Here is a 23,084-nt window from a genome sequence, read left to right on the forward strand (position 1 = left end):
CGCCCACCCCGGCGGGCGCGCGCGGGCTGGGCAGCAGACGGGGTCATGGCTGGAGTGTAGGTTGGGAGGTCTTACGTTTGCAGCACATAGCCGACGTTGCGAATGGTACGGATCCGCAGATCGCTGCCCGCCTGCTCCAGCTTCTTGCGCAGCTGTGAGATGCGTACCTCGACGCTGTTGCTGTTGGGCGTTTCCCACCCGTACAGGTGTGACTCGATGTCTGCCCGGGAGAAGACCCGTTCGGGCGTACGCATCATCAGTTCCAGAATCCTGGCCTCGTGCTCGGTCAGGTTGACGTTCCGGTCATTCACCGTGAGGAGCAGGCTGCTGGTCGAGAGACTGGTGTTGCCCAGGTTCACACCCGTTCCCGCTGCGGTCCGTCTCAACAGGGCGGTGATGCGCGCGTCGAGTTCGGGCATGGCAAAGGGTTTGGTGAGGTAGTCGTCTGCTCCGGCATTCAGCCCTGCCACGCGCTCCTGCACGCCCGAGCGAGCGGAGAGCACCAGCACCGGCGTGCTGGCGTACTGCCGCAGCGCCTGCACCAGGTCGAGGCCGTCACCGTCGGGAAGATTGAGGTCGAGCAGGATCAGTTGCGGCGAGTGCGTGCCCAGCCACGCCTGCGCGTCCTTGAGCGTCGCCACGTGCTCGACGAGGTAATCGGCGGAGAGGTATTCCTTGAGCAGCGGACCCAGGTGCGGGTCGTCCTCCACAATGAGAATCTGCGCGAGCATTCAGCGGTCTCCTTGGTCCTTGGGGTCGGCGGTCTTGTCAGCAACGGTGCGCAGGCCGGGTAGGAGAAACACCTGCGCGGTCGGTTGCAGCAGCAGGTTCAGCTTCAGGCCGCTCAGGAACCGGGCCAGGGTGACGGGCATGTTCTGCACGTTCAGGGTGAGCTGTCCGGCCTTGAGGGTACCGTCGTAGCGACTTTTGACGGTGAGGTAAAGGCCGCGGTTGCGCTCGTCCTCCTCACGGGAAAACAACACGACGACGGGGCCACTGTAGTCCCTCACCAGTTGCACGGTCATCTGGTTGCCGCTGCTCTCGCCGTACCCCAGTTTGGTCTGGAGGTCGCGGTCCCAGACGATCAGCTTAAGCGCTCCCGCCGGAGAGGCGAGCGCGAGCAGCGTCAGGAGCGCGAGTGGACGGGAGCGGATCATCACGGTCACTGTATCCAATCCGGGGCGCGGCCACTGCGGCACGCGTCCTGTGAAGAACTACACTACCTCCCCAAGCTGACGGGCCCATGACGGGACATTGAACACAGTGACCCGCTGCCTGCCGCCGGGGGTGCAAGGCGGGCGACAAGCAGCGAGCCATGCGGCGCCCTACATCGCTTCCAGCATGAGGCGGTCAGGGTTTTCCAGCAGGCGAATCACTTCCTTGCAGAAGCGGGCCGCTTCGGCCCCGTCGACCAGGCGGTGATCGAAGCTGAGCGAGAGGTACATCATGTGGGCCACCTCGATCTCATCCCGCTCATTGACAATGGGCCGCTTCTGAATGGAGTGCACGCCCAGAATAGCGGCGTCAGGCACGTTGATGATCGGGAAGGAGAACAGCGCTCCGATAGAACCGATATTGGTGACGCTGAAGGTACTGCCCGCCAGCTCGTCGGGTGTGAGCTTCCCGGCCTGCGCCCGGCTCGCCAGATCCGTGATCTCGCGGGCCAGCTCAAAGACACTCTTGTGGTTCACGTCGCGCAGCACCGGCACCGTGAGCCCCGCATCGGTTGCCACCGCCATGCCGATGTTGAAGTACCGCTTCATCACGATCTCCCCGCTTGCCTCATCGAAGGAGGCGTTGAGGCTGGGGTACTTGCGCAGGGCCACCGCAACCGCCTTGAAGATAAAGGGCAGGTAGGAGAGCTTGACGCCCGCTGCCTGCGCCTCCTCCTTGACGCGGCTGCGAAACTCCACCAGCCGCGTCATATTCACCTCGTCCACCGTGAGGGTGCGCACCGTGTAGAGGTGGCTGGCCTGCATCTGCTGGCTGATCGCGCGGCGCATCCCACGCAGGGGCACGCGGTCTTCGAGGTGCTCGTACCCCTTGGGCGTGCGGTACTGCACGGGTGCGACGGGCATTCCGCCTGCACCCTTGTTCGTCGGGGCAGCCTGAGGAGCCGGCGCCGCCTGGGGCGTGGGGGCAGCGCTTTGGTCTCGGCTGTAGGCGAGCACGTCCTGCACCCGGACTCGCCCATTGGGGCCGCTCCCAGTGACCTGCGCGAGATCCACCCCGAGCTCACGGGCCAGCTGCCGAGCGGCGGGAACAGCAAGCACGCGGCCATCACGCCGGGCCGGAGCCGGGCGGCTCAGCACCGCTGTCCCGGCCGTGCTGCTGCCGGGTGCGCCGCTGCCACTGCGCTGGCCAAGGCCGGAGAGCCGCACGGTCTCGTCGGAGGCAAACGCCTTGAAGAGGCTGGCGTCATCGTCGTTCTTGGGGCCGACGTGTCCCGCCTCCACGATGCTGCCGCCCACCTGTTCCCGTTCCTCGGCGGCCTGAACCGGCAGCTTCACGTCCGCCGTCGTAGGGTTCTCGCCGGTGTCCTGGATGGCCTGGGTGGCGCTGGGTGCAGTGGACGCGGCGGCATTCTGTACCCCCTCCCCTGCTCCGCTCGTCTCGTCAATTAGGGCGATGGGTGCGTGCACCGCCACAATGTCCCCCTCCTGCACCAGCTGCCTTTGCAGCACGCCTGCAAAGGGACTAGGAAGCTCCACCGTGACCTTGTCGGTCATCACTTCGCACAGGGGTTGTTCCAGGGCGACCGTCTCGCCCTCCTGCACCAGCCACTTCAGGATTTCGCCCTCTACCACACTCTCGGCAAGTTCGGGCAGCAGCACTTCTTTCATTCAGACCTCGGTTTCTTGGGAATGGGGAAGCTCGGGTCGCAACCGTCAACGGAGAAAGAGAATACGGGCGGCGCCGTAGAGAACCAGCAGAGCACCCAGCACCTGAATCCAACGTTCGCCGCGGGCGTACAGCCAGGCGGCAAGGCCTAGGGCCACGAACATCCCGCCGATCAAGACATCCGGCCAGGGCTGCGGCGCGCGCCCGGCGAGGCCGTACAAACCAAAGCCGATCATCAGGCCGAGCAGGCCAAGCAGTGGCCGCAGCAGATCGGGTTTCACGTGAAACTCAGTAGTTCAGGGCCTGCACGCAGGCCGCCGCAATGCGGTTTGGCCCCGGCAGATAGACTTTGTCCTGCACGTAGGGGTAGGGCGTGTCAAACCCAGCCACCTGCAGAACCGGCGCGAGCAGCTGGTCAAACAGCTGCTCTTGAATCACGTAGGCAACCTCGCCCATAAAGTTCGAGGTGCGTGGGGCCTCGCTGACCAGCACGGCCCGGCCTGTCTTGGCGACGCTGGTCAACACCAAGTCACGGTCCCAGGGAACCAGCGAGCGCAGATCGATCACCTCGACCTGCACGCCCTCTGCCGCAAGGGCCTGAGCGGCGCGCTCGGCGTCGGGCATCACGCCGCCATAGCCGATCACAGTGAGGTCTGTTCCCTCGCGGCGCACCGCTCCCCGGCCGAGCTCCACCGTGTAGTCACCGGTGGGCACCTCACCCTTCGCGGCACGGTAGAGGCGCTTGGGCTCGAAGTAGATGACCGGGTCGCCCCCACGCACAGCGGCTTTCAGCAGGCCCTTGGCATCGTAGGGCGTGGAGGGCATAACGACCTTGAGGCCGGGTGTGTGCGTGAAGTAGCTCTCGGGGCTCTGGCTGTGGTGGTGCCCGCCCTTGACGCCACCTCCAGAGGGCGTGCGGATCACCAGCGGCGCCGTAAACTGCCCCCCCGAGCGGTAACGGATCTTGGCTGCCTGGCTGATGATCTGGTCGAAGCCGGGACCCATGTAGTCGGCAAACTGGATTTCCGCGATGGGGCGCAGGCCCCGCACCGCCATTCCAACCGCCGCGCCGACAATGCTGGCTTCGGAAAGGGGCGTATCAAAGACACGCCTCTTGCCGAACTCTTCCTGTAACCCGGCTGTGGCGAGAAACACACCGCCACGCGCGCCCACGTCCTCGCCGAAAATCACCACCCGCTCATCACGGGCGAGTTCCTCGCGCAGCGCCTCGGTGATGGCCTGAATGAGGGTGAGGATGCGCGTCTCCCCCGTTTCGCTGGCGGCGCCCAGTTTGGGCTGGGTGGCCGTCATGCCTGCACTCCTTCCTGTTCGGCGCGCAGGAAGGCCGCCTGCTCGCGCAGGTGTACCGGCAGGTCCGCGTACACGTCCTCGAAAAGAATCCGCCAGTCGGGTTGTCCGGTCGCCTCGGCAGCCAGCACCGCCTCATCCACCTCGCGGTGGGCCGCCCCGATCAGTTCGGCGCGTTCCTCGGCGCTGACAGGCTCGCCGAGATGCGAGAGCAGCCGCTCGACGCGGGTGATGGGATCGCGCGCCAGCCAGGCATTGACTTCTTCGCGGCTCCGGTAGTTCTTCTCGGCGTCCGCGTCCGCGTTGCTGTGTGAGCCGACGCGGTAGGTTAGGCACTCGACGAGCGCGGGGCCTTGGCCCGCCCTGACCTCTTCCGCCACGTGGCTCAGCACTTCCATCACGGCCACGATATCGTTTCCGTCCACGTAGTAGCCGGGCATTCCGTACGCCTTGGCCTTGATGTGAATGGTTTCGCTGGCCGTCTGTTCGCGCAGGCTGGTGCTGATCGCCCACTGGTTGTTCTCGCAGACAAAGAGGCAGGGAGCTCCTGCCGCCCCGGCCATATTCAGGCCCGCGTGCCAGTCGCCTTCACTTGTCGCGCCGTCTCCAAAGGTGCAGACGGTGATCTCATCGACGCCCAGGTACTTCTGCGCCATCGCGTTGCCAGCGGCAGGCGGCACCTGTGAGGCGATGGAGGAGCTGATCGAGACGAACCGCTGCTGCGCCGCGCCGAAGTGGTGGGGCATCTGCCGACCACGGCACAGGTCAGAGTTGGTGCCCAGGCACTGACTGATCAGGTCGAGCAGGGGCACACCCAGCGCCAGGGCCAGGACGTGGTCACGGTAGTACGGCCATACCCAGTCGTGCCCAGCACGAATGGAACGGGCGAGCCCCACCTGGGTGGCTTCCATACCGCTGGCCTGGGCATAGAAGGTGGTGCGGCCCTGACGCAGCAGCGTCACGAGCTTCTTGTCGAACTCCCGACCGCGCACCATGTCCCGGTGCAGCTCTCGCAGCAGCGCGGGCGTGAAGCGAGCGGGCAGTTCCCGGATTGGTTGGCCGTCTTCTGCGACCCAGCGAATGGGGTCAGACGTGAACGGCTGAATCATTGGGGCCTCCTGAGCGCTCGGCAGGGTGCTCCCCCTGGGGGCCACCGCCACCTTTTGTCTAGCTAACGCTCGTTAGGCATTCTAGCCGCTTCGCTGCTCTCCGCGGCACCACCGTGAGCCCCGCTCGAATGCCCCCCTCTCCCCCGCTGCTACACTCCGGGCCGTATGAGCGGGTGGAACGTGATCGTGATCGGGGGTGGACACGCGGGCCTGGAGGCGGCCTGGGCTGCGGCGAAGTTCGCCCGAACGGCCCTGCTGGTGGGGAATCCAGCCACCATCGGCCGCATGCCCTGCAATCCGGCTGTAGGCGGTCCCGGCAAGAGCCAGCTTGTCTTTGAGCTTCAGGCCCTGGGTGGCTTGATGGGCCGCCTCGCCGACGACACGGCGATTCATACCCGCGTTCTGAATGCCAGCAAGGGACCGGCCGTACAGTCCCTCCGGGTGCAGAACGAACGCGACGCCTACGCAGAACGGGCGCAGGACGTGATCCTGGGGCATGCGAACATCGACGTGGTGCGCGGTGAGGCCGCTGATCTCGAAGCCGACGGACAGGGCGGCTGGTGGGTGATCACGACCGATGGCCGCCGGCTGCATGCCCGCAGCGTGGTGGTGGCCGCCGGGACCTTTTTGCGCGGCGTGACCTGGTATGGGCGGCACGCCCGACCCGAAGGCCGCCAGGGCGAGCCGCCCGCCCGGTTTCTCAGCGAGCCCCTGGCTCGCAGTGGCCACGTCCTCAAGCGCTACAAAACTGGAACGCCTCCCCGCGTGCGGGCCGACTCGGTGCGTTTTCAGGACCTGCTGGAAATTCCCGCTGATCCTCAGTCGCGCGGGTTCACGGGCCGTCCTGGTCCCCGTGCGACACAGTCGCCCACCTGGCAGACCCATACCACCCCCGAAACGCACCGTCTGATTCACGAGAATCTGCACGCGTCGCCGATGTACGCGGGGGACATCGCCGCCTTGGGCCCGCGGTACTGCCCCAGCATCGAGGACAAGGTGGTGCGCTTTGCCCACCACGACCGGCACCTGCTGTTTGTGGAACCGGACGGCGTTCAGACAAGCGAGGTGTATCTTCAGGGCTTCAGCTCCAGCCTGCCTCCCGCCCTGCAAGACCAGCTTGTACGCACCCTTCCCGGCTTTGAGGCGGCCGTGATTCAGCGCTATGCCTACGCCGTGGAGTACGACGTGGTGGACTCCACAGAGCTGACCCTCAACCTGGAATCCCGCTTTCTGCCCGGTGTCTTTACGGCAGGCCAGATCAACGGCACCAGCGGCTATGAGGAGGCCGCGGCCCAGGGTTTGGTGGCGGGAACGGCCGCGGCCCGCCGTGCCCAGGGTCTCCCTGAACTTCAGATTTCACGTGAAACGGGCTACCTCGGTGTGTTGCTTGACGACCTGGTGTTTAAGGGCAGTGACGAGCCTTACCGCATGATGACCAGTCGTGTGGAGCACCGCCTGTTGGTGCGGCAGGACAACGCTGACGAGCGCCTGACTGACCTAGGCGTACGCCTGGGCTTGGTGGACGAGGCGACGCGGCGAGCGGTGCAGGCCAAGTACGCGCGTGTGGCCGAGGGGATAAGCACCCTGCAAACCCAACGGGTTCAGGGCCAGCCTGGGGACGCCTGGCTGCGCCGCCCCGAGTTCACGCTGGAGGACGTGGAGGCGTTGGGGCTGACGCTGCCGCCTCTGACGACCGAGGAGCGCGAAGCCGTCACCATCCGCGTGAAATACGCCGGGTACATCGAGCGAGCTGAACGCCAGTTGGCGGCAGAGGAGAGAGCGCGTGAGCTGAGCCTGGAGGGGGTAGATTTTCACGAGGTTGGGGCTCTTTCCAATGAGGCGCGCGAGAAACTGAGCCGAGCAAAGCCGCGCACCGTCGAGCAGGCTGCTCGTGTGCCGGGGGTTCGGCATGCCGATATCAGCGCTCTGTTGGTTCATCTGCGCCGCCATGGGCCGCGGCCTCGGCGGCTCTGAAGAAAGGTCAGCCCGTTCGTGGAGGGGGCGCTGGGCGCTGAAGCTTGACGCTCCTCGTGGTGCAGGGGAAACTTGACCGTGCCACGAGGAGTCTTGGCGCGGCCGCTTTCTCGGGCTGCGCGGGGCAAAAAGTGCGGGCCTACGGGTGCCCCTCCTCAACACCCTGTCTCTGGAGGAGAGGAAGAGCCCTATGTTGAAGCGTGAGCAGGCGATGAAAGTGAAGTGCAAATTGTGACGCCCGAAGGCGAACTGCTGTTGCGGCAAGGGGCCGCGGACCTTGGCCTGCACCTGGATGCCGCACAGATAGGCCTCTTTGCCCGCCTGCTGGTTCTGCTTACGGAGACCTCCACGCAGATGAACCTGACGGCGCTGCGGGACGAGCGGGATATCGTCCTGAAGCACTTCGTGGACTCGCTGACCTGTCTGCGTGGCGGCTGGCTCAGCGGTGAGGGGCGAGTGCTGGATCTGGGAACAGGCGCAGGCTTTCCGGCCCTGCCGCTGGCCATCGTGCGGCCCGACCTCAGGCTGACCCCCATGGACGCCACCCGCAAAAAGGTGGAGTTCGTGGACCGTGCGGCTCAGGCGTTGGCTTTGGAGAATGTGACCCCGCGGGTTGGCCGCGCTGAGCATCTGGGCCGCGAGCCGGGGCAACGGGAAGCCTATGACCGGGTGGTGACCCGCGCGGTGGCGGCTCTGCCCATCCTTGCAGAGCTCGCGCTTCCGTTTCTGCGGGTGGGTGGCCTGCTTGTCGCCCAGAAGGGGTCACTGACGCCGGAGGAACTGGAGGCCGGAACACGGGCGGCAGCCGAAGTGGGGGGAGAGCTGCGAAGAGTAGAACCTTTTCAGCTGCCTCTTGCGCGCGACGCCCGAACGCTGGTGGTGATCGAGAAGGTGGCCGTTACGCCCGACCGTTACCCCCGGCGTGAGGGCGTGCCGAACCGCAAGCCGTTATTCTGGCGGGCGACGTGAAGACCCTCGGAGTCGTGAATCAGAAGGGCGGGGTAGGGAAGACGACCACCGCCATCAACCTCGCCGCCTACCTCGCGGCGGGGGGACGCCGGGTGCTGCTGCTCGACATGGACCCCCAGGCGAATGCCACCAGCGGGCTTGGGCTGCGCGGCGCGAAGCAAGGCCTCTATGAGGCGCTGGGGCAGCCTGGCCGGGTGGCTGAATTCATCCAACCGACCTCCCAGCCGGGCCTCGACCTGCTGCCTGCCACCCCTGACCTGGCTGGGGCAGGCGTGGAGCTGGCCGATGACCCGGATGCTCTGGCGCGGCTTTTGGCGAGCGTGCAGGACTATGACCTCGCCTTTGTCGACGCGCCGCCCAGCCTGGGCCCCCTGACGGTGAATGTGTTGGCCGCCGCAGACGCGCTGCTGATTCCCGTGCAGGCCGAGTATTACGCGCTAGAGGGCCTGGCCGGGCTGATGGAGACGGTGGGGCGGGTGCAGGGCGGCTTAAATCCTCGGCTTCAGGTGCTGGGCGTGGTGATCACGATGTTTGACGGGCGCACGAACCTCGCGCAGGAGGTCGAGACGATGGTGCGGCAGCACTTCGGAGAACTGGTGTTTTGGTCGGTGGTGCCGCGCAATGTTCGTCTTTCAGAGGCGCCCAGCTTTGCCAAACCCATCCATGCCTTTGCGCCCCTATCGAGCGGAGCCGCCGCCTACAAGCGCCTCAGTGAGGAGGTGATCCAGCGTGTCCAAAAAATCTAGTCTGGGGCGCGGCCTGGACGCGCTGCTGAGCCGCTCTCCAGCCGCAGAACCCGCGTCTGGCCCGGCGGTCCAGACGGTGCGCGTCGACCGCATCCTGCCCGCCGCCTACCAGCCGCGTCAGGTGTTCGAGCCGGAAGCCCTGGCCGAGCTCGCGCAGAGCATCCGTGAAAAGGGTGTGTTGCAGCCTCTCTTGGTGCGTCCTCGCGGTGAGACCTTTGAGATCGTGGCGGGCGAGCGGCGTTGGCGGGCGGCGCAACTGGCGGGCCTGACCGAAGTGCCCGTCCTGATTCGCGACCTAGGGGACCGTGAGGCGCTTGAGATCGCCATCATCGAAAACCTCCAGCGCGAGGATCTGGGGCCGCTGGAGGAGGCGCGGGCCTACCAGGCGCTGCTCGAACAGGGGTTGAGCCAGGAAGAGGTCGCGCAGGCCCTGGGCAAGGGCCGCAGCACCATCTCCAACGCGCTGAGGCTGCTGAGCCTGCCCGACGATGCCCTACGCGCCCTGGAAGCGGGCGAGATCAGCGCTGGACATGCCCGCGCGATCCTGGCCCAGCCGGAGGGGGACCGAGCCTGGGCGCTCGACCAGATTCGTACCCGCCGCCTGAATGTGCGCGAAGCCGAAGCCCTGAAGCGGGAGGCGCGCCCGTCCGTCCCGAGCACAGCCCACCCGCCTCGGCCCTACCGCCAGGTCGAACTCGCGCTGAGCCGCCGCACCGGCACAAAGGTCCGCATCACGGGCGAGGACAAGGGCCGAGTCGAACTCAACTTCGCCTCCCGCGAGGAACTCGACCGAATTCTGGAACTGCTCGGATACACCGCAGAGGAGTAGGAAACTCGCGGGCCGTTACCGGCGCGTACCCACCAGAAAGATGTTCGGCCAGGGCCGGTAGGTGCTTTTCAGGGTATCTCGCTTGAACACCTGACCGCCCCGCACAAAGCTGCGCGTGACTTCGATCACGGCGCCGGGCGCGGCCCAGTCCACCTGACGGCGCTGCCCGGCGGGCAGGCTGGCGTCACGCAGCAGGCGGTCAGGGGGGGGCGGCGTGGTGCTGAGGATCCTTGGCGTCCCAATGTCTACGGTGAAGTCGCGGGGCCGACCAAACACGTGAATGCTCAGGCGGGCTTCTTGGTCGTTCCAGTCTGCCTGGAACCACAGGGCGCCTCCGGTGTCGTTGGTGAACTTCAGGTCCTGGCTGGGCTGGTAGATGGTGGCATCCAGGCCCTGCGGCTCGTAGTAGTGCACCTGATAGGAGTGATTTCGCCGCTCGACGATGGGGAGGCCCGCCCCGTACAGGGCTCGGAAGGCGGTGGTGCTGACCTGGCAGATGCCGCCCCCCACGCCGTTCGCGGTGCGCTCTCCGGCGATCACCAGGCCCGTGACGTACCCCGTGCGGGTACTCACCGGTCCGATGAACTCGTTAAAGGAAAAGGTCTTTCCGGTAAACAGCCGGTCTTGGAAATGGCGGGCTCCGACGTGGATATTGGTGATGCGGGCCGCGCTGCTGCCAAAGTAGTTCGTTTCGCCCGTCGCCAGATGCGCGGTGATGCCACGCGAGGCGAAAAAGTCCAGGGTGCGTTTTGGCGCGATCTGTCCGGTCAGCACCACGGTCGCCTTGACGCCTCGCGGGTCTCTTAAGGCGGCCAGGACGTTGGCGCGGGTCTGTTGTTCGTCCACCTTGAGGCCGTTGCGCTGCACAACCGCCCAACCGTCTTCCAGCTGCTCGAAACGGGCATCCTGCGCCTCTCGGGGAAGGCTCGCCAGGAACGTCTTCAGGTCAGCTTCCAGGCTCTGGGTGAGGATGCCGCGTGCCCGCAGCTGCGCGACGCGCTCCGGTGGAAGGGTCAAGGTGCTCGTAAAGGGCACGGTTGTCTTGCGCCCGTCGATCAGCGCGGGCCATTCGGTCTGCACGGTGATCAGCAGGGGAGCCGGCCGAGCCGAGCGGGGTGGCGGCGGTGCGGGGCGGCTGGGTGCCGGTGAGGGCGGGGCCACCGGCGGCGTGACCTCGGGAGTGGAGGGCGGAGGCAGCGCGGGAACGTCCACCTGTGCAAGGGCACCGCTGAGCAGCAGGCTCACGAGGAGGGCAGCCGGTCTTCGGGGCGTGGACATGTCCGGCAGTATCTCATACGGATTCCGGTCCCCGCCGTAGCCTCCAGGAAAGCGCCGAAGGCGAACACCCTGGAATCGGTCCTTGTTCCTTCTTCCGCCGGTCGGGGTTCACAGGAATGGGTCATCCCTGTTCAACCAGAAGCGGTATCACGGCGCCGCTCACCGACAGAGAACCGCTTCCCCACCGGGCTTAGCGCGAAAGCGGCGCGGCGGTGCGGGTGGCCATGAGTTGCCGCTCGATCTCCGCCACCGCGAGCTGCGCGTGGTGACGCCCGTTTTCGATAAAGACCTGGTTTGTCTTGCCTGCGAAGCCCGCCGATCCCACCACGAAGAGGCCCGGCACGCTGCTCTGGTAATGCTCGTCGAGGATCAGGCACGCGTCGGGGTGCCGCGCCAGGTTCAGGTCCGAGAGGAAGGAGAGATCGGGCCGGTAGCCCGTGAGCGCAAAGGTGAAGTGGGTGGGGAGCTCGAAGGTGGTCCCGTCTGCCCGCTGCACGAGGACGTATTCGGGGTGAATCTCCACCACCTGTGCGTTGAAATGGGCCGTGATGCTGCCCTCCTTGATGCGGTTTTCGAGGTCAGGCCGAATCCAGTACTTCAGGGTGGGTTTGAGGGTGGGGGCACGCACCACCATCGTCACTTTTGCCCCGCCGCGCCAGAGGTCCAGGGCCGCGTCAGCAGCGCTGCTGCCCGCGCCGATCACAGTGACCCGAAGGCCCCAGAAGGGGTGCGCCTCGGTGTAGTAGTGGCTGACATTCTCGGAGTCCTCGCCCGGGATGCCAAGGCGGACAGGATGGTCGTAGTACCCGGTGGCCACCATCACCCGCCGCGCCTCTACCACGCCGTCGGTGCCGTCCCTGCGGTTGACCTCCACCGTAAAGCCCGCGGGCGCGGCATGAACCTGGGTCACCTCGGTGTACTGCTCGATGTGCAGTCCTTCGCGCTCCGCCACCAGGCGGTAGTAGCTCAGGGCCTCCCGGCGGTCCGGGCGTTCGCGCAGGGTGACAAAGGGATGCTCGCCGATCTCCAGCCGTGGCGACGTCGTGAAAAAGGTCATGTAGGTGGGGTACTCGAAAATGGCATTCACCACGCACCCTTTTTCCAGGACCACGTATGTCAGGCCCGCGCGCTTGCAGGCGATGGCGGCGGCCAGCCCCACCGGGCCAGCGCCGACAATCGCCACGTCGTACATCTCGCTCATGCGCAGAAGTGTGTCACGGGCGTGCCGGACAGACGGTGAGGCGGGCCGCTCAGCCCGTTCCCCGGGAAGTGACCGCTCCTGCCCAGTACACTCGGGGCATGACGCAGACCACACAGGGGCAGACCCGCACCGAGTCCGACACGATGGGTCAGGTCCAGGTGCCCGCCGACCGCTACTGGGGCGCGCAGACCGAACGCAGCATCCACAACTTCCCGATTGGTCGCGACACCTTTGTCTGGGGCCGCCCGATCATCCGCGCGCTGGGCATCCTGAAAAAGGGTGCCGCGCAGGCGAATGCCGAACTGGGCGAGCTGCCGCAGGACATCGCGGACCTGATCGTACGAGCAGCCGACGAGGTGATCGCCGGGAAGCTGGACGAGCACTTCCCCCTCGTCGTGTTCCAGACCGGCTCGGGCACCCAGAGCAACATGAACGCGAACGAGGTGATCTCCAACCGGGCGATCGAACTCGCGGGCGGCGAGCTGGGCTCCAAGAAGCCGGTGCACCCCAACGATCACGTGAACCGCGGCCAGAGCAGCAACGACACCTTTCCGACCGCCATGCACATCGCCGTTGTGCTGGAACTCCATGAGCGGCTCTACGGAGCGGTGGGCAAGCTGCGCGACACGCTGGCCCAGAAGGCCGAGCAGTACAAGGACCTGGTGAAGGTGGGGCGCACCCACCTGCAGGACGCGACACCCATCACGCTAGGGCAGGAGATCGGCGGCTGGGTGGCGCAGATCGACTACGCGCTGGCCGAGGTCCGGCATGCAGAGCAGGGCCTCTATGACCTGGCGATCGGCGGCACGGCGGTGGGCACCGGCCTCAACGCCCATCCCCGCTTCGGTGACCTCGCTGCGCAGAAGTTTGCCCAGGAGACTGGTTTTCCCTTCCGCTCCGCACCGAACAAGTTTGCGGCGCTCTCGGCCCACGACGCGCTGGTACAGACCTCGGCGGCGCTGCGAACCCTGGCGGGCGCGCTGATGAAGATGGCCAACGACGTGCGCTGGCTGGCGAGCGGCCCCCGCAACGGCATCGGGGAGATCACCATTCCCGAGAACGAACCCGGCTCCAGCATCATGCCGGGTAAGGTGAATCCCACCCAGTCGGAAGCGCTCACGATGGTGGCAACCCGGGTGTTTGGTAACGACGCCACCGTCGCCTTTGCGGGCACCCAGGGCAACTTCCAGCTCAACGTCTTTAAGCCGGTGATGGTCCACGCCGTGCTGGAAAGCATCCGCCTCATCAGCGACGCGAGCCTTGCCTTTCATGACCACTGCGCCGTGGGCATCGAACCCAACGTGGCCAAGATCAAGGAAAACCTCGACAAGAACCTGATGCAGGTGACGGCCCTCAACCGCCATATCGGCTACGACAAGGCCGCCGCCATTGCCAAAAAGGCCCACAAGGAGGGCACCAGCCTCAAGGAAGCCGCCCTCGCGCTGGGCTACGTCACCGAGGACGAGTTCAACCGGTGGGTGGTGCCGCTTGACATGACGCACAGCTGAAGCCCGACCCCCCGGACGGGTATGCGGGGCTAGGCGAGGCGACCCCGACGCCACAGGAAGAGCAGGCGGCGCAGCGGAGAACGTGCGGGAGGCTGAGGCAGGGCGAGGCTCGCTTCGCGGCGCTGCTGAGCTTCGGCACGTAGCTGCTGGGCGCGGTCTTTGGGAAGGTAGAACAGGTCACTCATGGCGAGCTCCTTTCGCCGTGGGGATGTTCCCGGCCCGGCTGCCTCCAGGGTGCGCCTGACCCCCCCCGGCCCGCATCGGCGGAGTGACGCAGGGGAGCTGGGCCGAATGGCGGAGTCTTGCTCCGCGCCGTTTCGCCAGGGTCGCGCCCACCTTCCGTATCCTGGCGGCCATGGAACACAAGCGCACCTGGACGGACGTGTACGGTTCGGCCCATGCGGGGTTCGAGGGCCGGGCGGGTGGACACCGCTGGTTGGTGGCGGCTCCACCCGAACTCGCCGCGGGCGTCCCGCCGCAACTCGCCGCGCTGGACGGCAAGGGTCAGGTGAATCTGCTCGTCCACGACGGCCTGACGCCGCTCCTTGCTGCCTTGCGCGAACTGGAACCGCGCGGGGTGGTGGTCGTGGCCTCACGGGCCCTTGCTGCGGGTCCGGCCGTCCACGTTCCCGAGCGCCGAATCGACGACGCGGGCGGCACCGAGTACCGTGAGGGGGGCGAGTTTCCAGCCTGGCGGGGCGCCCTGAAGACGGCGGACGAGGCGGGAGAGTGCCCCGCCGCGAGCGCAGTGGCGTCCCTGGGCCTGCCCGTCGTCGTCACGGTGGCGGACCGTGTGCAGGCGGTGCTCGAAGCCTGGATGGACGCGACGCCCCACGGCCGCTAAGGGCAGAAGGGCAGCAAACGCGACCTTCACCCCGCACCGCCTTCGCGTTTCCGCGTACCCTGCCCCCGTGCCCGTCCTCGACCCGACTGTTCGTCACCTCTATGTCCACGTGCCCTTCTGCCCGACCATCTGCCCGTACTGCGATTTTCATGTGCTGACGCGCCGGGCCGGGCTGGTCGAGAAGTATCTGGTGCGGGTGGAGGAGGAGGCCGCGCGGCTGGCAGAAGAGTACAGCGTGGACCTCGACACGGTGTACATCGGTGGAGGGACCCCAAGCTTTCTGCGAGACGCGGAACTCACGGCCCTAACGGAGGGCATTCGCCGTCACCTGGGCTGGGGCCGTCTGGAAAACACGCTGGAGATCAATCCGGGTACCGTGAGCGCAGGGCGAGCGGTCCTGTGGCGTGATCTGGGGTTTGACCGCGCCTCGGTGGGCGTGCAGAGCCTCGACGACGCCACGTTGAAGTTTCTGGGTCGCCAGCACGATGCCCGGCAGGCCCGCGAGGCGGTCACGCTGCTGGTGGAAAGGGGCTTTCGCGTGAGCGGCGACCTGATCACGGCGGTGCCCGGCCAGCCCCTCGAAAAGGACATTCGCGCGCTGGTGGCCCTGGGCGTGGGTCACGTCAGCGCCTATACCCTGACGGTCGAGCCGGGCACCGAGTTTGCCCGCCGCGGCGTGACGGTCGAGGAGGAGGACGAACGCGCGGGCTTCGAGCAGACAGAGGCGCTGCTGACCGCGCTGGGGTTTACCCGCTACGAGGTCAGCAACTACGCGCGTCCCGGTCAGGAGTCACGCCACAACCTCGCCTACTGGCATAACCGGACGTACCTGGGGCTAGGACCGGGAGCGGCGGGGCACTATCCCCTGACGGAGGCCTGGGAGCCGCACACCTCCCCCCTGACCTTGCGCCGCACCAACCCTCAGCTTCACGCGTGGCTGGAGGGCGCGCGGGGAGAAACGCAACCGGTAGACGCCGAGGAGTACGTCACCGATGCCCTCTTCATGGGCTTGAGGTTGCGGCAGGGCGTGAACCTCGCGGACCTGACGCGGCGCGCTGGCCTGGACGTGCAGGAGCGGTACCGGGCGGCCATTGCGGCCAACGTGCGCCGGGGCCTGCTCGTGCTGGAGGGTGAGCAGCTCCGCGCCACACCGTCCGGCTGGTGGCTGCTCAACCGGGTGGTCACGGACTTTTTGGAGGCGTGAACCTCGCCCGACTCACCAGCACGGCTGGTCAGTGCCTCCTGTCCAACTTCTGCCAGCGGTCATTGGTGCGAGTTTGGGGCGCGCGTTAGACTGCCCCCATGACGAAACAGATGGACTTTGACCTGCTCGTGATCGGGGCTGGGCCGGGGGGCTACCACGCCGCGATTCGAGCGGCGCAGCTCGGCCTCAAGGTTGCCTGCGCCGAGCGTGAAGCGCTGGGCGGCGTGTGCCTGAACGTGGGCTGCATTCCCACCAAGGCCCTGCTGCACGCGGGGGAGACGGTGGCCGCCGCTCGCCACGCCGCGGACTTCGGCCTCTCTTTTGGCGAGCAGCGGCTCAATGTGGCCCAGCTCAACGGCTGGAAAGACAGCATCGTCAAGCGGCTGACCGGTGGCGTGGGCAGCCTCTTCAAGGCGAACAAGGTGACGCATCTCCAGGGCCAAGCGAGCTTTGTAGACCCGCATACCGTCCGGGTGGGTGACCAGACCTACACCGCCGCAAACATCATTATCGCCACCGGTTCGGAGCCTGCCCGGCTGCCGGGGCTGGAGGTGGACCAGCAGCAGATTGTGGATTCTACCGGCGCGCTCGTCGTCCCCGATCCCATCCCCGCGCGGATGCTGTGCGTGGGGGGCGGCGTGATCGGCTTCGAGTTTGCGCACGTGTACACCAATCTGGGAAGCAAGGTAAAGGTGATCGAGTTTCTGCCCACCATCATCCCCGGAGCTGATGCCGACGCGGTTCGTGAATTCAGCAAGGCAATGAAGAAACAAGGCATCGAGATCGAGACCGAAACCAAGGCGAACCGAGCGGAGAAGAAGCCGGACGGTATTCACGTGGAGCTGGAGAGCGTCAAGACCGGAGAAAAGCGCACCGAGGTCTTTGACCGCGTGCTGGTCGCGGTAGGCCGCCGCCCCCGCACGGACGGCCTCAACGTACAGGCGGCAGGGGTGACCGTGACCGAGCGCGGCTTCATTCCCACCGACCGCGAGCAGCGTACCAATGTGCCCCACATCTATGCGATCGGCGACGTGGCTGGAAACCCGATGCTGGCCCACAAGGCGATGAAAGAAGGGCTGGTTGCGGCCGAGGTGATCGCCGGAAAACCTGCCGCGCAGGACGCGGTCGCCATTCCCGGCGTGGTGTACACCAGCCCCGAGCTCGCCTGGGTGGGCCTCACCGAGCAGGAGGCCAGGGACAAGGGCTACGAGGTCAAGACCGGGACTTTCCCCTTCAGCGCCTCGGGCCGCGCGATGACCCTTCAGCAGACCGACGGGTTCGTGAAGATGGTGGTGGAAAAGGACACTGACCTGGTGCTGGGCGTGCATATTGTGGGCCCGCACGCTTCGGACATGCTGGGCGAGGCCAGTCTGGCGCTGGAGATGGCCGCCACCGCCACCGACATCGCCCTGACCATCCACGCGCACCCCACCCTTGGGGAGAGCGTACTGGAAGCTGCCGAGGCCAGCCACAAGCAGGCGATTCACATCATGAACCGCTGATCTCGGCGTGACACTCCGGCCTGGCCCTGGGCTGCTATACTCCTGCCGCTGCGCGCTCGTAGCTCAGCTGGATAGAGCGGCCCCCTCCTAAGGGGCAGGTCCCGCGTTCGAATCGCGGCGAGTGCACCAGAACAAGCCGCCGTGGGAAGCAGCCTCCTTCACTGCTTCCCACGGCCTTTTCAGAAGGGACCCTCATGAAGGTTCCCTGACCCGGTCCAAATGGAGGCGTGAGAAAGGCCCCGTAGGCTGAGGACGTTCCACAACTCAACCCGGCCGGGTGAAGTCGGGCAGGAATCGCTCCCGGTTGCGTGCCGGGAGCTTTGTCACCGGCGAATGCTGCTTGCTGCAAAGGGTTTGGCCTGCGGGTGAAAGAGGACGTCCCAGGTCGTGCGGTCGACCCGGCCGGTGGCAGGAAGCCCGTTGGCGGTCTGAAAAGCCCGGACAGTCGCCGCGGTGACGGGACCGTACCAACCGTCTCCCTGGCCGCCCCCGCTCGGGCGCGTAAGGGCGATCAGCCGGTTTTGTACCGCTCGCACATCGGCGCCGTGTAGACGGGGTGTTCGCAGCTCCAGGGTACGCGCAAAGGGCACGGGTGCCAGCGTCTTCGGTGTTTTGGTTGTGCTGGAAGGGGGCGCGGCACTGTCTTGACGGCTGGGCGGCAGGTCGAGGTAGGCGAGCGTCCGCGCGCGGCCTTCCGGGTCGGGTTGCAGTCGGAGGTAAACGTATCCGCCCGGCGTACGTACCCAGTTGTACACGCTGCGTTGCCCGTCACGGCTGCGCCATACGCCGTACAGGTCATCCGCCAAGGCCGCCGTGAGCCGGGTGCGGGCCTGCTCCACGTTGGCGCTGAGGCCCACGCATTCTTTCTGATCCGTTCCGATGCGGGCGAAGCTGGCCGGGCAGTCGCGCAGCACCCCACCCAGTGCCTGTGCGGTGCGCGTGGCGGCCCGCGTCACATCCTGTCCCGTGGGGGCAGCGAGGGCGGGTGCGGCGAGCAGCAGAGCGAGCAGGGCGGCAGGGACCTTCATAGCGCCTTGCTAGCACGCCGGAGCGGACGGGGACTGAGGCGCGGATCACTGGGCTTTGGGGGCCACGTTGCCTCACCATGCGCTACCCTGGCTCCCCGATGACGCCTGAACGGTACGAGAAGATCCTGCGCGTTCTTCGCCGGCGGCAGCCCACGCTGACTGTGCTCATGGACGAGGTGAATAAGCCCCACAACTTCAGTGCCATCCTGCGGACCTGTGACGCTGTGGGCGTGTTGACCGCACACGCCGTCCCGCCCAAAAGCGGCGCGCTTCCTACCTTCGACGCGACGAGCGGCAGTGCCCACAAGTGGGTGGCCGTCCAAACCCATTCGGACGCGCTGACCGCCGTGCGAACCCTGCAAGCTGAGGGCATGCAGGTGCTGGCCACCCACCTTTCACAGCGCAGCGTGGATTACCGCGAGGCAGACTACACCCGCCCCACCTGCATCCTCCTGGGGGCAGAAAAGTGGGGCGTCTCCGATGAGGCGGCGGACGCGGCCGATGCCAACATCGTCATTCCCATGTTCGGGATGGTGCAGAGCCTCAACGTCTCGGTGGCTGCCGCGACCATCCTCTTTGAGGCGCAGCGGCAGCGCCTGAGGGCGGGCATGTACGGCACGCCGCAGCTTGCGCCCCATGACCTCCACCGCCTCGCTTTCGAGTGGGCGTACCCGGACCTTGCCGCCGGGTACCGTGAACGTGGGGAGCCCTATCCGGCGCTGGACGAGGCCGGGCAGATCGTTCGCTAGGGCGCAGCCGCCCTTCTTGCATTCCGTTTGTTTTGTACGCCTCCCGTTGCCTGGCTCGGGGGGCTAGACTGACGTGTTTATGTTCGGACTCGAAATGCCCCCCCTGAACGCCGAGACCTGGGCGATTCTCGGCACCCTGCTCCTGCTCGAGGGCCTGCTCTCGGCTGACAACGCCCTGGTGCTCGCCGTGATGGTGCGGCACCTCGCCGTGAACCTGCAACGCAAGGCGCTCGCGTACGGGATCGGCGGCGCGGTGGTGCTGCGCATCCTGGGCGTGCTGCTCGCCTCCTATGTGCTGGAGTACTGGTGGCTGCGGGCCTTTGGGGCCCTGTACCTCGCGTACCTGGCAATCAGCCATTTCGTGAAAAAGGGCCACAGTGAGGATGAGGCGGCGGCGAGTGCTCGGGGCCGCGGCTTCTGGGCGACCGTGGTGCTGCTGAATCTCACCGACCTGGCTTTTTCCGTAGACTCCATCCTGGCGGGGGTGGCGCTGATTCCGCGGGACATGCCCCCCGAGCAGGGCCTTACCATCGTGGTGATCGGTGGGGTGATCGGCCTCATCCTGATGCGCTTTGCCGCGACCATCTTCCTGAAGCTGCTGAACAAGTACCCGGCCTTTGACAACGTCGCCTACGCGCTGGTGGGCTGGATCGCTGTGAAGCTCGGCATCGAGACGCTGGAGGCGGCTCACGAGCACTTCCCGGCTGTGCCCACGCTGCACCTCCCGCAGGCGGTCTTCTGGGGTGGGATGGCGGCCATCGCCATCATCGGCACCGTGATCGCCACCCGCAAGCCGGCCATGAGTGATGCGGAGGCCGAAGCGCGGGCCGAAGCCGTTGTGCATCAGATGGATGACACCGTCGCGGACGCCGCCGACGGGCGAGTCGACGGACGCTAGGCCGCACCGGTGCCCGGCCGCCTCGTTCGGGGTGGCCGGTTTCCTATAGGTTCCGGCTGCCGGGCCGCAGGGCAGCGCTACAGTACCCCTATGGACCTGATCGACACCATCCGTCCCCTCGCCAAGAAGACCGACAGCAAGATCCTGATGGTCGTGCTCGACGGAGTGGGGGGATTGCCCCTCACCGTGAACGGTGATACCGAACTCGCCACCGCCCAGACCCCCAACCTGGACGCGCTGGCCCGGGAATCGCAACTTGGCCTGGTCGAACTTGTCGGCGCGGGGATCACCCCCGGCAGCGGTCCGGGTCACCTCAGCCTGTTCGGGTATGATCCTCTCAAGTACGTGGTGGGGCGCGGGGCGCTCTCGGCGGTGGGAATCGGGGTCAAGCTGCGAGCCGGAGACGTGGCGGTGCGCGGCAATTTCGCCTCGCTCGGCAAGAACCGCATCATCGCTGACCGCCGCGCGGGCCGCCCCAGCAACGAGAAAAACGCCGAGGTTGTGGCCAAACTGCGGGCCGCCATCCCCGAGATTGACGGCACGCCGGTTGAGATCTACACCGAATCCGAACACCGGTTTGTGGTGGTGTTTCGTGGGCAGGGGTTGGACGAGGCCGGGCAGGGCCTGGGTGCCAACATCAGCGATGTGGACCCGCAGGTCACCGGCGTGCCCCCCCGGGTCGCCGAAGGCCATGACCCTGCCAGCGAGCGCACGGCTCGCCTCGTCAACGCCTTTGTCGCCCGCGCCGAGGCTGCCCTCGCGGACGAGCCGCAGGTGAATGGGGTGCTGTTTCGCGGCTACAGCGACGTGCCCCACTTCCCCAGCTTTGAGGACATCTACCAGCTCCGCGCCGCCTGCATCGCCAGCTATCCGATGTACAAGGGCCTGGCCAGCCTCGTCGGCATGGACGTGCTGGAGGTCGAGGGCGAGGAGGATGCCCTAGAAGGCAAGGTCGCGGCCCTGGAAAAGAGCTGGGACAACTACGATTTTTTCTACTGGCACGTCAAGAAAACCGACTCCACCGGAGAGGACGGCGACTTCTTCGCCAAGGTGAAAAAAATCGAGCTGTTCGACGCGCTGCTGCCCCAGCTGCGGGCCCTTCAGCCCGACGTGCTGTGCATCGTGGGCGACCACTCTACGCCCAGCAAGCTCGCCAGCCACTCCTGGCACCCCGTTCCGCTGCTGATTCAGAGCCGTTATGGCCGCAAAGACCTTGCCGGGCGCTACACCGAGGAGGAGGCGGGGAAGGGCAGCCTGGGCCTGCGCCGCGGCACCGACGTGATGCCGCTGTTGATGGCGAACGCGCTGAAGCTGCAAAAGTACGGGGCGTAGGAAGCGAAGCGGCCAGCGGGCCAAATAGGGGGACTGAGGGGTTGTTCGCCCCCGTCCCCTTGCACCAAGAAAGGAGCCGGGGCCTAGGCTCCGGCTCCTTTGGGCTGTGGGCTGCTCGCCTGCTTTAGAAGTCCATCCCGCCCATGTCCGGCGCGCCAGCACCGGCGGGGGCCTTTTCCTTCTCGGGCTTGTCGCTGACGATGGCTTCGGTCGTCAGGATCAGAGCGCCGATGGAGGCAGCGTTCTGCAGGGCCGTGCGGGTGACCTTGGCGGGGTCCACGATGCCCGCGGCGATCATGTCGTCCACGTACTCACCCGTCGCAGCGTTGAAGCCGAAGCGGGGCTTGTCGCTGCCCACGACGGCATTCACGATGACGCTGCCCTCCTCGCCCGCGTTCGCGGCGATCTGACGGGCGGGCTCTTCCAGGGCGCGAATCAGGATGCGCGCACCGGTGGCCTCGTCACCCTCCAGGCTCTCGGCGACTCGGCGAACAGCGGGAATGACGCGCAGCAGCGTGGTGCCGCCACCCGCGACGATGCCTTCCTCGACCGCCGAGCGAGCGGTGGAGAGGGCGTCCTCGTAGCGGTGCTTCTTCTCCTTGAGTTCGGTCTCGGTCGCGGCCCCCACACGGATCACAGCCACACCGCCCGCCAGCTTGGCGAGGCGCTCCTGGAGCTTCTCGCGGGCGTAGTCAGAGTCGGTGGTCTCCAGCTCGGCCTTGATGGCGTTCACGCGGGCGTCGATCTCGGCCTGGTTGCCCATGCCGTCGATGATCGTCGTCTCGTCCTTGGTGATGCGGACCCGCTTGGCACGGCCCAGCATGTCGAGACCGACATTCTCCAGGCGGTGACCCAGGTCCTCGCTGACGACCTGACCGCCCGTCACGGCCGCGATGTCGCGCAGCATCTCCTTGCGGCGGTCACCGAAGCCAGGAGCCTTCACGGCCGCGATGTTCAGCGTGCCGCGCAGCTTGTTCACGACCAGGGTGGCAAGCGCCTCGCCCTCCACGTCTTCGGCGATGATCAGCAGCGGACGGCCGGTCTGCGCGACCTTTTCCAGCACCGGGAGCAAATCCTTGAGGGCGCTGATCTTCTTCTCGTTGATCAGGATGTAGGCGTCTTCCAGGACCGCTTCCATCGTATCGGGGCTGGTGATGAAGTAGGGGCTGATGTAGCCCTTGTCAAACTGCATCCCCTCCACGACGTCCACTTCGGTGTCAAAGCCCTTGGACTCCTCGATGGTGATGACGCCTTCCTTGCCCACCTTGTCCATCGCGTTGGCGATTTCCTCGCCAACCTGCGGATCGTTGGCCGAGATGCCCGCGACCTTCTTGATGGCGTCGCTGTCCTCAACGGGCACCGCCAGGCGCTTGATCTCCTCGGTCGCGGCGGCAACCGCCTTGTCGATGCCGCGCTTGAGGGCAAGGGGGTTCGCGCCCGCCGCAACGTTGCGCAGACCTTCCTTCACGATGGCCTGGCCGAGCACCGTAGCGGTGGTGGTGCCGTCACCGGTGATGTCGTTGGTCTTGGAGGCGATTTCCTTGAGAAGCTGCGCGCCGATGTTCTCGAGCTTGTCCTCGAGCTCCACTTCCTTGGCGACGGTCACGCCGTCCTTGGTGATCGTGGGGCTGCCGAATTTCTTCTCGATGACGACGTTGCGGCCGCGCGGCCCCAGGGTGACCTTGACGGCATTGGCAACGGCGTTCACGCCGCGTTCCAGGCTACGGCGGGCATTCTCTTCAAACACGAGTTGCTTGGGCATGT

22 protein-coding genes and 1 tRNA gene are annotated in these 23,084 nt (G+C 66.4%); 12 read left to right on the forward strand and 11 right to left on the reverse strand.

The genetic code is table 11. The features are described 5' to 3' along the window. Nucleotides 1–71: 71 nt before the first annotated feature. The 6 genes from EI73_RS09150 to EI73_RS09175 form a co-directional block, all read right to left on the reverse strand. Nucleotides 72–731, reverse strand: a complete 660-nt coding sequence (locus EI73_RS09150) for a response regulator transcription factor (protein WP_034386122.1) — start codon at nucleotides 729–731, stop codon at nucleotides 72–74. Continuing rightward, nucleotides 732–1,157 carry a hypothetical protein gene (locus EI73_RS09155; RefSeq protein ID WP_034387990.1) on the reverse strand — a complete coding sequence of 142 codons (426 nt, stop codon included), beginning with the start codon at nucleotides 1,155–1,157 and terminating at the stop codon, nucleotides 732–734. It lies immediately after the preceding gene. Nucleotides 1,158–1,325: 168 nt separating this feature from the next. After that, the gene (locus EI73_RS09160) at nucleotides 1,326–2,843 is read right to left on the reverse strand and encodes a dihydrolipoamide acetyltransferase family protein (RefSeq protein WP_034386124.1); all 1,518 of its coding nucleotides are present in this window, start codon (nucleotides 2,841–2,843) and stop codon (nucleotides 1,326–1,328) included. A 45-nt stretch (nucleotides 2,844–2,888) separates the two neighbouring features. Further along, nucleotides 2,889–3,122 (reverse strand): hypothetical protein, encoded by a 234-nt coding sequence (locus EI73_RS09165; protein ID WP_034386126.1) that lies wholly within the window; start codon nucleotides 3,120–3,122, stop codon nucleotides 2,889–2,891. Between the two features lie 7 nt (nucleotides 3,123–3,129). Then, nucleotides 3,130–4,152: an alpha-ketoacid dehydrogenase subunit beta gene (locus EI73_RS09170; protein WP_034386127.1), complete on the reverse strand. Its 1,023-nt coding sequence runs from the start codon at nucleotides 4,150–4,152 to the stop codon at nucleotides 3,130–3,132. Further along, nucleotides 4,149–5,258, reverse strand: coding sequence for a thiamine pyrophosphate-dependent dehydrogenase E1 component subunit alpha (locus tag EI73_RS09175; RefSeq protein ID WP_034386128.1), 1,110 nt, complete (start codon nucleotides 5,256–5,258; stop codon nucleotides 4,149–4,151). Before EI73_RS09175 ends, EI73_RS09170 begins: the two co-directional genes overlap by 4 nt. Before the next feature lie 165 nt (nucleotides 5,259–5,423). On the opposite strand from EI73_RS09175, the gene mnmG reads away from it, so the two are divergent. The 4 genes from mnmG to EI73_RS09195 all read left to right on the forward strand — a co-directional run bounded on the left by mnmG (nucleotide 5,424) and on the right by EI73_RS09195 (nucleotide 9,776). Then, nucleotides 5,424–7,232 (forward strand): tRNA uridine-5-carboxymethylaminomethyl(34) synthesis enzyme MnmG, encoded by a 1,809-nt coding sequence (gene mnmG / locus EI73_RS09180; RefSeq protein WP_034386129.1) that lies wholly within the window; start codon nucleotides 5,424–5,426, stop codon nucleotides 7,230–7,232. A gap of 231 nt (nucleotides 7,233–7,463) precedes the next feature. After that, nucleotides 7,464–8,201, forward strand: coding sequence for a 16S rRNA (guanine(527)-N(7))-methyltransferase RsmG (rsmG, locus tag EI73_RS09185; protein ID WP_081908992.1), 738 nt, complete (start codon nucleotides 7,464–7,466; stop codon nucleotides 8,199–8,201). After that, on the forward strand, nucleotides 8,198–8,947 hold the full coding sequence (locus EI73_RS09190) for a ParA family protein (protein ID WP_034386131.1): 750 nt from the start codon (nucleotides 8,198–8,200) through the stop codon (nucleotides 8,945–8,947). The genes rsmG and EI73_RS09190 overlap by 4 nt, the downstream gene beginning before the upstream one ends. Then, entirely contained in the window at nucleotides 8,931–9,776 is an 846-nt protein-coding gene (locus EI73_RS09195; protein ID WP_034386132.1) for a ParB/RepB/Spo0J family partition protein, read from the forward strand. The genes EI73_RS09190 and EI73_RS09195 overlap by 17 nt, the downstream gene beginning before the upstream one ends. A 15-nt stretch (nucleotides 9,777–9,791) precedes the next feature. On the opposite strand, the gene EI73_RS09200 is transcribed toward EI73_RS09195, so the two are convergent. Continuing rightward, nucleotides 9,792–11,054 carry a VanW family protein gene (locus EI73_RS09200; RefSeq protein ID WP_034386133.1) on the reverse strand — a complete coding sequence of 421 codons (1,263 nt, stop codon included), beginning with the start codon at nucleotides 11,052–11,054 and terminating at the stop codon, nucleotides 9,792–9,794. A 190-nt stretch (nucleotides 11,055–11,244) separates the two neighbouring features. Further along, a complete protein-coding gene (locus EI73_RS09205; protein WP_034386134.1) occupies nucleotides 11,245–12,255 on the reverse strand; it encodes a YpdA family putative bacillithiol disulfide reductase in 1,011 nt (336 codons plus the stop codon). A 98-nt stretch (nucleotides 12,256–12,353) separates the two neighbouring features. Here EI73_RS09205 and fumC point away from each other — a divergent pair, with 98 nt between their 5' ends. Beyond that, complete coding sequence (gene fumC, locus EI73_RS09210) at nucleotides 12,354–13,763, forward strand: class II fumarate hydratase (RefSeq protein ID WP_034386135.1); 1,410 nt, start codon at nucleotides 12,354–12,356, stop codon at nucleotides 13,761–13,763. Nucleotides 13,764–13,792: 29 nt separating this feature from the next. On the opposite strand, the gene EI73_RS16310 is transcribed toward fumC, so the two are convergent. After that, nucleotides 13,793–13,948, reverse strand: coding sequence for a hypothetical protein (locus EI73_RS16310; RefSeq protein ID WP_156103505.1), 156 nt, complete (start codon nucleotides 13,946–13,948; stop codon nucleotides 13,793–13,795). 170 nt (nucleotides 13,949–14,118) lie between these two features. On the opposite strand from EI73_RS16310, the gene EI73_RS09215 reads away from it, so the two are divergent. The 4 genes from EI73_RS09215 (at nucleotide 14,119) to EI73_RS09230 (ending at nucleotide 17,442) form a co-directional block, all read left to right on the forward strand. After that, entirely contained in the window at nucleotides 14,119–14,607 is a 489-nt protein-coding gene (locus EI73_RS09215; protein ID WP_034386136.1) for a hypothetical protein, read from the forward strand. A gap of 67 nt (nucleotides 14,608–14,674) precedes the next feature. Next, nucleotides 14,675–15,811, forward strand: coding sequence for a radical SAM family heme chaperone HemW (gene hemW, locus EI73_RS09220; protein ID WP_034386137.1), 1,137 nt, complete (start codon nucleotides 14,675–14,677; stop codon nucleotides 15,809–15,811). Nucleotides 15,812–15,909: 98 nt separating this feature from the next. Beyond that, complete coding sequence (gene lpdA / locus EI73_RS09225; RefSeq protein ID WP_034386138.1) at nucleotides 15,910–17,313, forward strand: dihydrolipoyl dehydrogenase; 1,404 nt, start codon at nucleotides 15,910–15,912, stop codon at nucleotides 17,311–17,313. A gap of 52 nt (nucleotides 17,314–17,365) precedes the next feature. After that, nucleotides 17,366–17,442 (forward strand) — tRNA-Arg (locus EI73_RS09230). A gap of 194 nt (nucleotides 17,443–17,636) precedes the next feature. Here the strand turns inward: EI73_RS09230 and EI73_RS09235 are convergent. Then, the gene (locus EI73_RS09235; RefSeq protein WP_034386139.1) at nucleotides 17,637–18,341 is read right to left on the reverse strand and encodes a peptidoglycan-binding domain-containing protein; all 705 of its coding nucleotides are present in this window, start codon (nucleotides 18,339–18,341) and stop codon (nucleotides 17,637–17,639) included. A 98-nt stretch (nucleotides 18,342–18,439) separates the two neighbouring features. Here EI73_RS09235 and trmH point away from each other — a divergent pair, with 98 nt between their 5' ends. From trmH to EI73_RS09250, 3 genes are all read left to right on the forward strand, one after another. Next, on the forward strand, nucleotides 18,440–19,090 hold the full coding sequence (gene trmH, locus EI73_RS09240) for a tRNA (guanosine(18)-2'-O)-methyltransferase TrmH (protein ID WP_034386140.1): 651 nt from the start codon (nucleotides 18,440–18,442) through the stop codon (nucleotides 19,088–19,090). Between the two features lie 79 nt (nucleotides 19,091–19,169). Beyond that, nucleotides 19,170–19,988 carry a TerC family protein gene (locus EI73_RS09245; protein ID WP_051935589.1) on the forward strand — a complete coding sequence of 273 codons (819 nt, stop codon included), beginning with the start codon at nucleotides 19,170–19,172 and terminating at the stop codon, nucleotides 19,986–19,988. Nucleotides 19,989–20,078: 90 nt separating this feature from the next. After that, a complete protein-coding gene (locus EI73_RS09250; RefSeq protein WP_034386141.1) occupies nucleotides 20,079–21,320 on the forward strand; it encodes a 2,3-bisphosphoglycerate-independent phosphoglycerate mutase in 1,242 nt (413 codons plus the stop codon). Between the two features lie 124 nt (nucleotides 21,321–21,444). Here the strand turns inward: EI73_RS09250 and groL are convergent, their stop codons facing one another. Continuing rightward, nucleotides 21,445–23,082 (reverse strand): chaperonin GroEL, encoded by a 1,638-nt coding sequence (gene groL / locus EI73_RS09255; protein ID WP_034386142.1) that lies wholly within the window; start codon nucleotides 23,080–23,082, stop codon nucleotides 21,445–21,447. Nucleotides 23,083–23,084 lie beyond the last annotated feature (2 nt).

The sequence above is a fragment of the Deinococcus sp. YIM 77859 genome, from assembly GCF_000745175.1.
GTDB lineage: Bacteria > Deinococcota > Deinococci > Deinococcales > Deinococcaceae > Deinococcus.

Excerpts from the sequence above, each read along its gene's own strand:
- EI73_RS09150 (WP_034386122.1), bottom strand. The coding sequence starts at position 731 with ATGCTCGCGCAGATTCTCATTGTGGAGGACGACCCGCACCTGGGTCCG.
- EI73_RS09155 (WP_034387990.1), bottom strand. The coding sequence starts at position 1,157 with ATGATCCGCTCCCGTCCACTCGCGCTCCTGACGCTGCTCGCGCTCGCC.
- EI73_RS09160 (WP_034386124.1), bottom strand. The coding sequence starts at position 2,843 with ATGAAAGAAGTGCTGCTGCCCGAACTTGCCGAGAGTGTGGTAGAGGGC.
- EI73_RS09170 (WP_034386127.1), bottom strand. The coding sequence starts at position 4,152 with ATGACGGCCACCCAGCCCAAACTGGGCGCCGCCAGCGAAACGGGGGAG.
- EI73_RS09175 (WP_034386128.1), bottom strand. The coding sequence starts at position 5,258 with ATGATTCAGCCGTTCACGTCTGACCCCATTCGCTGGGTCGCAGAAGAC.
- mnmG (WP_034386129.1), top strand. The coding sequence starts at position 5,424 with ATGAGCGGGTGGAACGTGATCGTGATCGGGGGTGGACACGCGGGCCTG.
- EI73_RS09200 (WP_034386133.1), bottom strand. The coding sequence starts at position 11,054 with ATGTCCACGCCCCGAAGACCGGCTGCCCTCCTCGTGAGCCTGCTGCTC.
- EI73_RS09205 (WP_034386134.1), bottom strand. The coding sequence starts at position 12,255 with ATGAGCGAGATGTACGACGTGGCGATTGTCGGCGCTGGCCCGGTGGGG.
- fumC (WP_034386135.1), top strand. The coding sequence starts at position 12,354 with ATGACGCAGACCACACAGGGGCAGACCCGCACCGAGTCCGACACGATG.
- EI73_RS16310 (WP_156103505.1), bottom strand. The coding sequence starts at position 13,948 with ATGAGTGACCTGTTCTACCTTCCCAAAGACCGCGCCCAGCAGCTACGT.
- EI73_RS09215 (WP_034386136.1), top strand. The coding sequence starts at position 14,119 with ATGGAACACAAGCGCACCTGGACGGACGTGTACGGTTCGGCCCATGCG.
- lpdA (WP_034386138.1), top strand. The coding sequence starts at position 15,910 with ATGACGAAACAGATGGACTTTGACCTGCTCGTGATCGGGGCTGGGCCG.
- EI73_RS09235 (WP_034386139.1), bottom strand. The coding sequence starts at position 18,341 with ATGAAGGTCCCTGCCGCCCTGCTCGCTCTGCTGCTCGCCGCACCCGCC.
- trmH (WP_034386140.1), top strand. The coding sequence starts at position 18,440 with ATGACGCCTGAACGGTACGAGAAGATCCTGCGCGTTCTTCGCCGGCGG.
- EI73_RS09245 (WP_051935589.1), top strand. The coding sequence starts at position 19,170 with ATGTTCGGACTCGAAATGCCCCCCCTGAACGCCGAGACCTGGGCGATT.
- EI73_RS09250 (WP_034386141.1), top strand. The coding sequence starts at position 20,079 with ATGGACCTGATCGACACCATCCGTCCCCTCGCCAAGAAGACCGACAGC.
- groL (WP_034386142.1), bottom strand. The coding sequence starts at position 23,082 with ATGCCCAAGCAACTCGTGTTTGAAGAGAATGCCCGCCGTAGCCTGGAA.